The sequence below is a fragment of the Brenneria izadpanahii genome, from assembly GCF_017569925.1.
Taxonomy (GTDB): Bacteria; Pseudomonadota; Gammaproteobacteria; order Enterobacterales; family Enterobacteriaceae; genus Brenneria; species Brenneria izadpanahii.
This window is the reverse complement of record NZ_CP050854.1, coordinates 2,806,603-2,819,474: the sequence shown is the minus strand read 5'-3', so window position 1 is coordinate 2,819,474 and position 12,872 is coordinate 2,806,603. Positions and strand designations below refer to the sequence as shown.

General features: G+C 61.1%; 9 protein-coding genes and 1 pseudogene. All 10 read left to right on the top strand.

Annotated features, from left to right (window positions below; all coding sequences use genetic code 11):
- Positions 1 to 46 precede the first annotated feature (46 nt).
- The 10 genes and pseudogenes from HC231_RS12695 to HC231_RS12650 all read left to right on the top strand — a co-directional run bounded on the left by HC231_RS12695 (position 47) and on the right by HC231_RS12650 (position 12,826).
- Positions 47 to 4,269 (top strand): annotated as a pseudogene (locus HC231_RS12695) (sulfite reductase subunit alpha).
- A 579-nt stretch (positions 4,270 to 4,848) separates the two neighbouring features.
- Positions 4,849 to 5,727: a transporter substrate-binding domain-containing protein gene (locus HC231_RS12690; protein WP_208227004.1), complete on the top strand. Its 879-nt coding sequence runs from the start codon at positions 4,849 to 4,851 to the stop codon at positions 5,725 to 5,727.
- On the top strand, positions 5,724 to 6,464 hold the full coding sequence (locus HC231_RS12685) for an amino acid ABC transporter ATP-binding protein (RefSeq protein WP_281397322.1): 741 nt from the start codon (positions 5,724 to 5,726) through the stop codon (positions 6,462 to 6,464). The genes HC231_RS12690 and HC231_RS12685 overlap by 4 nt, the downstream gene beginning before the upstream one ends.
- Positions 6,465 to 6,467: 3 nt before the next feature.
- Positions 6,468 to 7,163, top strand: coding sequence for an amino acid ABC transporter permease (locus HC231_RS12680; RefSeq protein WP_208227003.1), 696 nt, complete (start codon positions 6,468 to 6,470; stop codon positions 7,161 to 7,163).
- Complete coding sequence (locus tag HC231_RS12675) at positions 7,163 to 7,828, top strand: amino acid ABC transporter permease (protein WP_208227002.1); 666 nt, start codon at positions 7,163 to 7,165, stop codon at positions 7,826 to 7,828. Before HC231_RS12680 ends, HC231_RS12675 begins: the two co-directional genes overlap by 1 nt.
- Before the next feature lie 14 nt (positions 7,829 to 7,842).
- Positions 7,843 to 8,805: an N-carbamoyl-D-amino-acid hydrolase gene (locus tag HC231_RS12670; RefSeq protein ID WP_208227001.1), complete on the top strand. Its 963-nt coding sequence runs from the start codon at positions 7,843 to 7,845 to the stop codon at positions 8,803 to 8,805.
- Positions 8,790 to 9,722 carry a dihydrodipicolinate synthase family protein gene (locus HC231_RS12665; RefSeq protein ID WP_208227000.1) on the top strand — a complete coding sequence of 311 codons (933 nt, stop codon included), beginning with the start codon at positions 8,790 to 8,792 and terminating at the stop codon, positions 9,720 to 9,722. Before HC231_RS12670 ends, HC231_RS12665 begins: the two co-directional genes overlap by 16 nt.
- A gap of 50 nt (positions 9,723 to 9,772) precedes the next feature.
- Positions 9,773 to 11,248 carry a dihydropyrimidinase gene (gene hydA / locus HC231_RS12660; RefSeq protein ID WP_208226999.1) on the top strand — a complete coding sequence of 492 codons (1,476 nt, stop codon included), beginning with the start codon at positions 9,773 to 9,775 and terminating at the stop codon, positions 11,246 to 11,248.
- Positions 11,245 to 11,922 (top strand): aspartate/glutamate racemase family protein, encoded by a 678-nt coding sequence (locus HC231_RS12655; protein ID WP_208226998.1) that lies wholly within the window; start codon positions 11,245 to 11,247, stop codon positions 11,920 to 11,922. Before hydA ends, HC231_RS12655 begins: the two co-directional genes overlap by 4 nt.
- Positions 11,912 to 12,826 (top strand): LysR family transcriptional regulator, encoded by a 915-nt coding sequence (locus tag HC231_RS12650; protein ID WP_208226997.1) that lies wholly within the window; start codon positions 11,912 to 11,914, stop codon positions 12,824 to 12,826. Before HC231_RS12655 ends, HC231_RS12650 begins: the two co-directional genes overlap by 11 nt.
- Positions 12,827 to 12,872 lie beyond the last annotated feature (46 nt).

Sequence of the window (12,872 nt, the reverse complement as noted above, 5' to 3'; positions counted from 1 at the left end):
AATGAGAACTCGGCATAACGGTTGATCGGTCCCGCGGGGAATGATGATGGGTGCTAAACCTACAGCTTATGTCAAGAGCGTCTGCCCATACTGCGGCGTAGGTTGCGGAGTGGTGATGCAGATACAAAACAATCGCGTGATCAAGGTATCGGGCGATAAGACGCATCCCGCCAATTTCGGCAGGTTGTGTACCAAAGGCAATAGCTGCGGCCAGGCTATCGCCGAGTCGGGGCGGCTGGAGCACGCTTACCTGCGGGCGGAACGTCTGCGCGAACCGGCGCGGGTCGGACTGAAACACGCCATCAGGGAAACCGCGCGCCGGCTGCGCGCCATCATCGATAACCACGGCCCCGATGCGGTCGCGCTCTACGTTTCCGGCCAGATGTCGCTGGAAGCCCAGTACCTGGCCAACAAACTCGCCAAAGGTTTTATCGGCACCAACAACATCGAGTCGAACTCGCGCCTTTGCATGGCCAGCGCCGGCAGCGGCTATAAACTTTCGCTGGGTTCGGATGGGCCGCCGGGCTCTTATCAGGACTTCGACCGCGCCGATCTGTTCTTCGTCATTGGCGCGAATATGGCGGATTGCCACCCGATACTGTTCCTGCGCATGATGGACCGGGTCAAGGCGGGGCGAAGCTGATTGTGGTCGATCCGCGCCGCAACGCCACCGCCGACAAAGCGGATCTGTTTCTACAGATCAAGCCGGGCGCCGATCTGGCTTTGCTTAACGGCCTGCTGCATCTGATGGTGCAAAACGGCCACACTGACCCGTCATTTATCGCCGAATATACCGAAGGGTGGGAGGCGATGCCCGAATTCCTTGCCGACTACCCGCCGGAGAAGGTCGCGCGGATTACGGGACTGGCGGAGGCGGATATTCGTAAAGCGGCGGAGTGGATCGGCGCGGCGCCCGAATGGATGAGCTGCTGGACCATGGGGCTGAACCAAAGCACTCACGGCACCTGGAACACCAATGCGATCTGCAACCTGCATCTGGCGACCGGCGCTATTTGCCGTCCCGGCAGCGGCCCCTTTTCCCTTACCGGCCAGCCTAACGCCATGGGCGGGCGCGAGATGGGCTATATGGGCATGGGGCTGCCGGGCCAGCGCTCGGTGCTGGCGGACAAAGACCGCGCGTTCATCGAAGCGCTGTGGGGCGTGAAAGCCGGGACGTTGCGCACCGATCTGGGCGGCGGCACGGTGGCGATGTTTGAAGCGATGAAGGCCGGCAAGATCAAGGCATGCTGGATTATCTGCACCAATCCGGTCGCCACGGTGCCTAACCGCAGCAACGTCATCGCCGGGCTGCAAGCCGCCGAGCTGGTCATCACCCAGGATGCGTTTCTCGATACCGAAACTAACCGTTACGCCGACATTCTGCTGCCCGGCGCGCTGTGGGCCGAGGCCGAAGGAGTGATGATCAACTCCGAGCGCAATCTGACGCTGATGCAAAAGGCCGTCGAACCGCCCGGCGAGGCGATGGCGGACTGGCAAATCATTGCCGGCGTGGCCTGCGAAATGGGCTATGAACAGGCATTCCGCTACGCCTCTTCAGCGGAGGTGTTTGAAGAAATCAAACGGGCCTGGAATCCGGGCACCGGCTACGATATGCGCGGCGCAAGCTATGAGCGCCTGCGCCGGACGCCCTTGCAATGGCCTTGCCCGCCCGGCGATGACGGCGATCGCCATCCTATTCGCTATCTCAACGACGGCGTGAGCCAAACGCTCAAAGAAGCGCCGGACGGCGCCCGGCCGCGCATCGTATTCGCCACCAAAAGCGGCAAAGGCGTCTTTCTTCCCCGGCCGGATATGCCGCCGGCCGAGATGCCGGACGAGGACTTCCCCTTTGTGCTGAACACCGGCCGCTTGCAGCACCAGTGGCACACGATGACCAAGACCGGCAAGATCCCGATGCTCAACAAACTCAACCCGCAGCCCTTTATCGAAATGCATCCCGAAGACGCCGCCGCGCTCGGCATTCGCGGCGGCGATCGGGTGGAAGCGCGTTCGCGCCGCGGGCGCGCGGTATTGCCGGCCGTGGTGACCGGTCGGGTACGCCCCGGCAACTGCTTTGCGCCATTCCACTGGAACGATGTCTATGGCGAGGATCTGGCCATCAACGCCGTCACCAGCGATGCCGTCGATCCGATTTCCCAGCAGCCCGAATTCAAATTCTGCGCCGTCGCCCTGACGCGCGTCGCGGAGCAGCCGTCATCCACCGCACCGGCCCGCGAGGATAACGCGGCCGTTGTCCCCGTAAGGGAAAGCAACGCCGCGGGTTCGCCGCAAAAAGATATCAAGGAGCTCGACATGAAGCACATCGACGCGCTGGCCGCGCTGCTCGGTCTTGACGCCGCGCCCGCCATTACGCTGGAGGCGCATGAACAACTGTATTTGCAAGGCTATCTGGCCGCGCTGCGCACCGATGAGTCCAGACTGGCCGGCGGCGTGCCGGTACTGCCCGCCACCGCGCCGATGGATAACGCCAAACGCCTGGTGCTCGACGGAATGCTGGCGGGGCTGTTCGCCCGCACCTGGCTGCCCGGCGGCGGCGCGCTTTCCCTGCCGGCCGCTAACCGGTCCGCCTCCGCGGTTTCAGCCGCTTGCGCATCGTCTCCCGTTCTGATTTTGTGGGCGTCGTCGACCGGCAATGCCGAAGGCTTTGCCGCGCAGTGCGCCGCACGATTAAAAGCGGAGGGCCATAGCGTCACGCTGGCGGGCATGGACGGTTTTAACGTCGCGGATCTGAGCGCCGCGCCGCGCGCGCTGTTTATCGCCAGCACCTTCGGCGACGGAGATCCCCCGGACAACGGCGCGGCTTTCTGGACGGCGTTGCAGGCGGAGACGGCGGCCGCACTTGATACGCTGGCCTTTTCCGTACTGGCGTTCGGCGACTCGAATTATGACCGGTTTTGCGGTTTCGGACGCCAGCTCGATGCGCGGCTGGAAGCGCTGGGAGCGCAACGCTTGGCGGAGCGGGTTGACTGCGACGCCGATTATGAAGAGGTGGCAAAGGCTTGGCTGGATGACATCGTCAAGGCGTTGGCGGAAGCCGCGGCCCCGGCCGGCATGGCCGCCGCTCCGGCGGCGATAGCGGCAGGCGAAAGCGGGGGAGAGATTACGGCTCCATTAGTTACACCGTCACCTGGCTTTGGCCGTCATTCGCCGTTGCCGGCGCGACTGGTGCTCAATCGGCGGCTCAATACCAGCGGCGCGCAAAAAGAGACCAGACAGTTCGCCTTCGATCTGAGCGGTCAGGGCGTTAGCTACGAAGCGGGCGATGCGCTCGGAGTCTGGCCGACCAACTGCCCCGATCTGGTGGGCGATATGCTGTCGGCTCTTAGGCTTGCGCCGTCGGCGCGGGTAACGCTCAAAGATCGCGGCGATATGACGCTGGTTGAGGCGCTGTCGCAGCATTTCGAGATTGCGCGTATCACGCCGGAGGTTTTGCAGTTCGTGTATCAGCGTTCCGGGCATGAAACGCTGGCCGAGTTGTTGAAGGACGAACGCCGGGACGAACTGAAACGCTGGCTGTGGGGGCGGCAAATCGTCGATCTGCTGCAAGAGTTTCCGGTTCAGGCGCAGGCCGATGAGTGGCTGAGCGTGCTTAAGCGTTTGCAGCCGCGCCTGTACTCGATCTCGTCAAGCCCGAAAGCCTCGCCGGATCGGGTCCACCTGACGGTTTCGACCGTGCGCTATGGCGACGGCGGCAAGCGGCGGGGCGGCGTTTGCTCAACTTTTCTGGCCGATCGCGCGGGCTCCGTCGCCGTGCCGATTTTCGTTCACCAGTCGGCCCATTTCCGGCCGCCGCAGGATCCTGACGCGCCGATGATTATGGTGGGGCCAGGCACCGGCATCGCTCCCTTCCGCGCCTTTCTGCAAGAGCGTCAGGCCATCGGTGCCAAAGGCCGCAACTGGCTGCTGTTCGGCGAGCAGCGCGCGGCGACCGATTTCTACTATCGTGACGAGCTGGAGGCGATGCGGCGCGACGGCTACCTGCATCGGCTGGATACCGCCTTCTCGCGCGATCAGGCCGAGAAAATCTATGTGCAGCATCGCCTGCTTGAACAGGGCGCCGAACTGTGGCGCTGGTTGCAGGAGGGCGCACACTTCTATATCTGCGGCGACGCCGGCCGCATGGCCAAGGACGTTGACGCCGCGCTCAGGCAAGCGGTGCAACGGCACGGGGCGATGAGCGCCGAAGACGCGGCGGCCTATGTCGCAAAGATGGCGCAGGAAAAGCGCTATCTGCGGGATGTGTACTGAGCGTAGCGGGGAAGCGGCGCGATGGAATGGCGCGGCGGCTACCCTGTCTCCTAGCGCAGAGCCGCGCTCGGCAGGCCCCATTCGTTCCCGGCGAATTGGCCGCCGCGCCGCCGCCTTGATGCAACCCGAAATCGATTGCGAATAGTTGTCTTCCCGAACGCTGAAATATTCGCGCGGACGGGAAGACTTTTCTCCTGCGGTATTTCAGTTCGCTGAAATATATTCGCAATAATGAATTGTCCTCCGGATCATATGAAATATTAATGGATTTGGTTTTTTAATTTAATTTTCACGGCTAACGTTTTTTTATATGCACTTTTTTGTCGCATCCTTCCTCTAAAATTCAACGTTATTTACTTTCCCTAGTGCAATAATAATTCATTTGGTCCTCAATGGTGCAATCGATGCCATGTTTTCGTCTTTGACTATAAATACAGGTTATATTAACGCGTTATTTTTAATAACTCCTGATATTGTTTCTGGTTTTTTTTGCTTTATAACTGATATCTCTCCTGTTGAATAACGGCTTTCATCAGGTAGAAAAACTAGGGGTAATTCGAATTTATAGAGGGTGCCATAATGAAAATAAATATAAAAATAGCGAGCCTGATGATTGCCGGCGTATGTTTTTTTTCTTATGCGCAAGCAGACGATCTTCCTCCTCTTAACGTCGCGTTGGACGGGACTTTTGCGCCGCACGCCATGCCGAAAATGGGCGGGGGGATTGAAGGATTTAATGTGGATTTGGCCAACGAGGTGGCCAAAAAAATGGGGCGGCGGGTAAACATTATCGCCGCGCAATTTTCCGGTCTTATTCCCGCAATGCAGGCCGGGACATATGACTTTATTGTCGCGCCGGTTACTATTACCAAAGAACGCGCCGAAAATGTGCTGTTCAGCGAGGGGTATTATAATAGCGACTATCAATTCGTCGTGAAAAAAGGCACGCCGGAAATTAATTCTCTCGATGGTTTTAGAAATAAGACCTTGGCCGTTAATAAAGGCGCTGAATATGATATTTGGGCGCGTAAATTAGCCGATGAATATCAATGGAAAGTCGTCAGTTACGGTACTAATACCGATGCTATTCAGGCCGTGGTTTCTAATAAGGCTTTCGCCGCGATAACCGGCATCACGCCCGGCGCCTGGGCGGTGAAAAAAAATCCGCGCATCGCGCTTTCCTACACTCAGTCCACCAATAACCAATGGGGCATGGCGTTCCGAAAGGATGATGCGGCGACCCGCGATCGGGTGGATCGCATTATCGAATGCCTGAAAGTCGACGGCACCATCAGCCGTCTGTCTGAAAAATGGTTCGGCCTGACGCCCGCGGCGGGCAGCGCGGCGGTGACGCCGATGCCGGGCTATGGACCGCCGGGGCTGCCGGGTTATGAAGATACGCCTCATCCGTTTACGTGCGAGCCATCCGACGCCGAGGCCGGGGAGACGCGTTCATGATGCAACGGCCGATACTGGAGATCGCCGGACTGTATAAATCGTACGGCGACACCGAGGTGTTGAAAGGCATCGATCTGAAGGTGGCGGAGAAAGAGCTGGTGTTTCTGATTGGGCCTTCGGGTTCGGGCAAAAGCACGCTGTTGCGCTGCTGCAATTTGCTGGAGCGGCCGGAGTCCGGCGCGATATTGCTGCGCGGCGACGATATCGCCCTGCGCGCCCGGCAAATCAACCTCGTCCGCCAGCGTATCGGCATGGTCTTTCAGTCGTTCAATCTGTATCCGCATTTGGATGTGTTGAGTAACGTGATGCTGGCGCTGCGCAAGGTGCAAAAAAAGCCCGCCGCCGAGGCGCGGCGGATCGCCATGCACCATCTGGAGCAGGTGGGGCTGGGACACAAGGCGTCCAGCCGCGCCACGGATCTGTCCGGCGGTCAGCAGCAGCGCGTCGCCATCGCCCGCGCGTTGGCGTTGAAACCGGAAGTCATGCTGTTTGACGAACCGACCAGCGCGCTGGATCCGGAACTGGTGGCGGATGTGCTGAACGTGATGCTCGAATTGAAGCGCAACGGCATGACTATGCTGGTGGTCAGCCATGAAATGCGCTTTGCCGCCGAAGCGGCGGATCGGGTGGTATTTATGGACGGCGGCGTCATCGTCGAACAGGGGCCGCCGGCGCAGATTTTCCGCCATCCGCGCCATGAGCGGCTGCGCGCCTTCGTCAACCGTCTGGGAGGGTGAGCGATGGATGCGCCGGTTTCCGCTTTGGATCGATTCCTCTCGGTGTTTTTCAACGCGCAAATCATGCGCGAGTATGCGCCGCTGGTTGCTCAGGGAATGCTGGTGACCTTGCAGTTGGCGGCGCTGGTGGTGATAAGCGGCATTCTGATCGGGCTGGCGTTGGCCTGTATCCGGATCTGCCGGGTGCGCGCGCTGAATGCGTTGATTGTGCTGTATGCCGATCTGCTGCGTTCGCTGCCGCCGCTGGTGCTGATCCTGCTGGTGTATTTCGGCCTGCCTAATATCGGCATCGATCTGCCCGGTTTCGTCACGGTCTGGCTGGTGTTATCGCTGGTGCTGGGCGCGTTTGCCGAAGAAATTTTCTGGGCCGGCCTGCTATCGGTGCATAAGGGGCAGTGGCAGGCGGCGCGCGCCACCGGTTTCGGTTTCGGCGCCACGCTTTGGCACATCGTGCTGCCGCAGGCGATCCGCCTGACGATCCCGCCGCTGACCAACCGGGCCATCGCCATCAGCAAAAATACCGCGTTGGGATCGGCGGTCAGCGTGCCGGAAATCCTTTATCAGGCGACGTCGGCGCAGTCGGTCACCGGCAGCGCCACCCCGTTGCTGCTCGGTACGCTGGCCTATCTGCTGCTGTTTGTTCCGGTGGTGATTCTGGGGCGCTGGCTTGAGCAACGTTTCGCCTGGGGGACGCGTTAATGGACATGCTGTTAGAGCAATTTCTGAATATCGAGGTGATGAAAGCCTGCTTCCCGATGCTGGTCGACGGGCTGTGGGTCACGCTGCAACTCTGTCTGCTGGTGATCCCGGTCGGCTGCCTGGCCGGACTGCTTACCGCGCTGGCCTGCCTGTCTTCGCGCCGTCCGTTGCGCATCGGCGCGATTATTTTCACCGATCTATTTCGCGCCGTGCCGCCTCTGGTGCTGTTGATTCTGATTTATTCCGGTCTGCCGTTCGCCGGGCTGCATTTATCGCCGATGCAGGCGGTGGCGTTGGCCTTCATGCTCAATAACGCCGCTTACTACGGCGAGGTGTTGCGCGCCGGCATTCAGTCGGTGGGGCGCGGCCAGCGCGAAGCCGCGCGCAGCACCGGGCTTAGTGCGCTACAGACGCTGCTGTGGGTGGTGCTGCCTCAGGCGGTGCGCAACGTTCTGCCGGACCTGATATCCAACACCATCGAGGTGATCAAGCTGACCTCGCTGGCCAGCGTGGTGTCGTTGGCGGAAATACTGTACGCCGCCGATATGGCGCGTTCTCTGACCTATAACGCCTCGCCGCTGGTGCTGGCGGCGGGATTCTATCTGGTAATGATTTGGCCTCTGGTCAGGTTGATCAGCCGCTTTGAGCGGCGTGTTGAAGAATAATACAGGAACTGAATATGAGAAAATGTATTGTTGGCGGCGCTCAATTGGGCGCTATCCAGAAAACGGACAGCCGCGAGTCGGTAGTGGCGAGAATGTTGAAGCTGATGGATCAGGCGCACGCGGCTTCCTGCGATCTGCTGGTATTCCCGGAACTGGCGCTGACCACCTTTTTCCCGCGCTGGTACAGCGAAGATCCGGCGGAAATAGAACGCTGGTTTGAATCAGAGATGCCCAACCAGACGACGATGCCGTTGTTTGAGCGCGCGCGGATGTACCAGATGGCCATCACTTTCGGTTATGCGGAGTCCACGCCTGATGGCCGGCACTTCAACGCCTCGCTGATGACCGACCGTAACGGCGACATTATCGCCAAGTACCGCAAGGTGCATCTGCCGGGCCACGACGCCTACGATCCCGAACGCGCGTTTCAGCATTTGGAAAAATACTATTTCGAACCGGGAGACCTGGGATTCCACGTCTTTTCCAACCTTGGCGGCATCATGGGCATGGCGATTTGCAACGATCGGCGCTGGCCGGAAACCTATCGCGTACTGGGGCTACAGGGCGTAGAGCTGGTGACCATCGGCTATAACACGCCGGCGTTCAATGCGCAGCGCCGGGACGAGGCCGATGACAAGCGGTTATTTCATTCCCTTCTGTCGATGCAGGCCGGCGCCTATCAGAACAGCACTTATGTGGTGGGGGTGGCCAAGGCCGGCGTTGAGGACGGTCATGAATTGATCGGCGGCAGCGTGATTATCGATCCCAACGGTTTCGTACTGGCCGAGGCGAAAACCCAGGACGATGAACTGATCGTCGCGGCGTGCGATTTCGATGAGAGCAGTTTCGGCAAAGAGACGATATTCGACTTTAAACGCCATCGCCGCACCGAGCATTACCGGTTGATCGTCGAACAAACCGGCGTCGAAATTCCGGCTGAAGTGGAAAAGGAGCTGGCGAAATGCAACATCGGATAAACCGGCATACGGCGGGGGTGTTCGCTATCGCGCCGACGCCGTTCGACGAGCGGGAGCGCATTGATTACCCAAGTCTGTCGCGGCTCATCGCGCTGTATCAACAGGCGCAGGTCAGCGGCATCACGGTGCTCGGCATGATGGGGGAAGCGCAGAAACTCTCGCAGGCCGAACAGTTGAGCGTTATCGATGCCTTTCTTGACGGGGTGGCGGGCGCGCTGCCGGTGATCGCCGGCGTCTCCGCCGCGGGCATCGCCAATATGGCGGCACTGGCCGAGGCCGCCATGGCGCGCGGATGCGCAGGCGTGATGATCGCGCCTGCGGCGGGGCTGAAAACCGATGCTGCGGTATTCAATTACATGCAGCAGGCGTGCGCGGCGCTAGGGCCGGATATCCCAATCTGTTTTCAGGATTTTCCGCAGATGACCGGCGTGCACGTCAGCGCCGATCTGATCGTCCGTTTGACGCGCGAACTGCCGCAGATCGTGATGCTTAAACATGAAGAGTGCCCCGGCCTGAACAAAATCAGCGCCATCCGCCGTCAGTTGGCGGCGGACGACACGGCGCTCTCCATCCTGACCGGCAACGGCGGACTCTATTTGCCTCTTGAGCTACAGCGCGGCGCGGACGGCGCCATGACCGGCTACGCCTGGCCGGAAATGCTGGTGGAAGTGGTGCGGCGTCACCAGCAGGGCGATATGGACGGCGCGCAGGATCTGTTCGACAGCCATCTGCCGCTGTTGAGCTATGAGCAGCAGCCAGGCATCGGTTTAGCCATTCGCAAAGGGATTCTACGCCAGCGCGGCATTTTCGCCTCGGCGCGTCTGCGCGCGCCGGGAGCGCGGCTGTCGCCGGAAGATGAACAACAGTTGCAGCGCTTGATGCAGCGCCTGGCGGCGCGGCTGCGTCATGCCGGCTGATCGTCCACCTGCTTCCCGGCGGGCGTGCAGATTAATGAAGGAGGTCTCCGATGTTTGACTTGATTATCCGCGGCGGGCGCATCATTACCGCCGTCGACGACTACACGGCCGATATCGGCATCAAAGACGGCCGCATCGCGGCGTTGGGCGACCTGAGCGAAGGGCGCGAGACGATCGATGCGAACGGTCTATGGGTGATGCCCGGCGGCATTGAAGGGCATTGCCATATCGCGCAGGAATCCTCCTCCGGGCTGATGAGCGCCGATGATTATTACAGCGGCACGGTGTCGGCGGCGTTCGGCGGCAATACCACCATTGTGCCTTTCGCCGCCCAAATGAAGGGACAGCGGCTGGAGAACGTGCTGGAGGTTTACCACCGCCGCTCCGCGCCGAAGGCGGTGCTGGATTACTCCTGGCACCTGATCATCACCGACCCGACGGCGTCGCTGGCGGACGATCTGCCCAAAGTGGTGGCGCGCGGCGTGCCGTCGTTTAAGTTTTTCATGACCTATGACGCGGTAAAAATGAATGATGGCGACATTCTCAATCTGCTGACGCTGGCGGCGGAGCACGGCGCGCTGGCGATGGTGCATGCGGAAAATAACGACATCATAAAATGGATGAGCCAGCGGCTGTTGGATCGCGGCTATACGGCGCCGCGCTACCACGCGATCAGCCATCCGGCGGCGGCGGAAATTGAGGCGATCGGCCGGGTGACTCAACTGGCGGCGTTCGTCGGCGGTCCGCTGATGGTGGTGCATGTGTCCACCGTCGAAGGCGCGGATATCATCGCCCGCGCGCGTCTTGCCGGCGCGAAAATCTACAGCGAAACCTGCCCGCAGTATCTATTCCTGACCCGGCAGGATCTCGATCGGGAAGGGCGGGAAGGCGCGAAATTCATGTGCAGCCCGCCGGTGCGCGATACGGCCACCCAGCGGGGGCTGTGGCGTCATTTGCAGGCGGGCACCTTTGACTTCTTTTCCTCCGATCACGCGCCTTACCGGTTTGACGCCAGCGGCAAATTTTTCCACGGCCCGGACGCCACCTTCCGCCAGATCGCCAACGGTATGCCGGGCATCGGGCTGCGGCTGCCGCTGCTGTTCAGCGAAGGGGTGATGAAAGGCCGGATTACGCCGCAGCAGTTTGTCGCGCTGACCTCGACTAACGCCGCGAAAACGTTGGGTATGTTTCCGCAAAAAGGCGCCATCGCCATCGGCGCCGATGCGGATCTGGCGCTGTGGGATCCGAACGCCGCACGCCGTGTAACCCATGCCGACCAGCATGACAACATGGACTACACCCCGTTTGAAGGCATGATGCTGCGCGGCTGCCCGGTACGGGTGATCAGCCGCGGCGAAACGGTGGTCGCCGACGGCGAACTGCGCGCCGCCGCCGGCCGCGGCCGCTTCGTTCACCGGCGTCCGCCGGATTGCACCGGCATGCCCGGCGTCCATACGCCGGAGCTGGATCCGGCGCTTAACTTCGGCGCCGACCTGGCGCCGGTATCCATGCGGGGGGCCGAATGACGCGACCTTTACCGATCCTTGTCATCAATCCCAACAGCAATCCCGCCGTGACCGACGGGCTGCGCGCCGCCACCGCGGCCTTCCGCCTGCCGGCCGGGCCGGAAATCGAGTGCATTACCCTGACTCAGGCGCCCCCCGGCATTGAAAGTCAGGCGGATATCGAGGCGGCGGAGCCGCTGCTGCTGGCGGAAATCGCCGCCCGCCGCCAGGTCTCCGCCGTGGTGCTGGCCTGTTATTCGGACCCGGCCATCGACGCCTGCCGCCGGGCAGCCGGCGTACCGGTGCTGGGAATTCAGGAGTCGGCGCTGTCGGTGGCGCTGACGCTGGGACGCCGCTTCGGCGTGCTGGCCATCCAGACGCAATCGGTCGCTCGCCATCTGGCCTATGTGCGCCGGCTGGGGCTGGAGTCGCGGCTGGCCGGCGAGCGTCCGCTGAATATCAGCGTGGCGGAATCGGCGTCGGGCGAGGGGGTGAGCCGCCGGCTGGAGATCGTCGGCCGCCAACTGATCGAGCAGGATGGCGCCGATGTGCTGATTCTGGGCTGCGCCGGATTGTCGCGTCAGCGCCGGTTGCTACAGGAGACGCTTGGCGTCCCGGTGATAGACCCGACGCAGGCTGCGGTGGGGCTGGCGCTAACGGCGATACTCTCCGGCGGGGAATGCGGTGAAAATTGAGCGTAAAAACGATATCAATCTGCGTTTGCTGGAGATTTTCGGCACGGTGATGCGCTCCCAGACGACGGTGGACGCCGCCTACGAGCTGGGTATTTCGCAGCCGGCGGTCTCCGGCGGCATAAAACAGCTTGAAGGCCAGCTCGGCTTTCCGCTTTTCGACCGTATTAATCGGCGCTTGCAGCCCACGGAGGACGCCCATCTGCTTTATAAAGAGGTGGAGCCGATTTTTATGATGATCCGCTCGGCGGAGAGCCGCATTCGCTCTCTGCGCAGCGGTAATGCCGGCATCCTGCGCATCCTGGGGACGCCGCCGCTGGGCTTTTCGCTGGTGCCGCACGCGCTGCGCCATCTGCTGCTCAACCGGCGCGGCGTGAAGGTGCATTTCGACGTGGTGGGGCTTAACCGGGTATTGCAGGCGGTGGAGCTCGGCGTCGCCGACGTCGGGCTGGCGCTGGGGCTGGACGAGCATCCGGCGGTGAACGTGGAGAAGATTAAACACGGCAATATGATGTGCCTGGTGCCGCGCGGCCATCCGCTGTACGGCATGCCGACCATCCGGGTGGAGCATGTCCGTCAGTACGGCTACATCGGTCTGAACATCGAATCGACGCTGGGACTGCTGCTGGCCTATGCGTTTCGTCAGTGCGGCGTGAATTACGAACCCGACGTAGAGGTACGTTATACCAATAGCGCCGCCATGCTCAGCCAGGCCGGGGTGGGGATGGCGATTGTGGATTCGGTGACGGCGTTGCATCAGGAGTGGAAAGACGTCGCCATCGTTCCGTTTGAGATAGCGGTGCCGGTTTCCATCTGCATCGTGACGCGTAAACAGGTGTCGCAAAATCGCCTGGTGGTGGATTTTATCGACCAGGTAAAACACGTGATTGAACAGGAGATTCGCTGAACGGCGGCGTTTTAGCGATAGCGGCGCGAACGGCGCTTATGTCGAC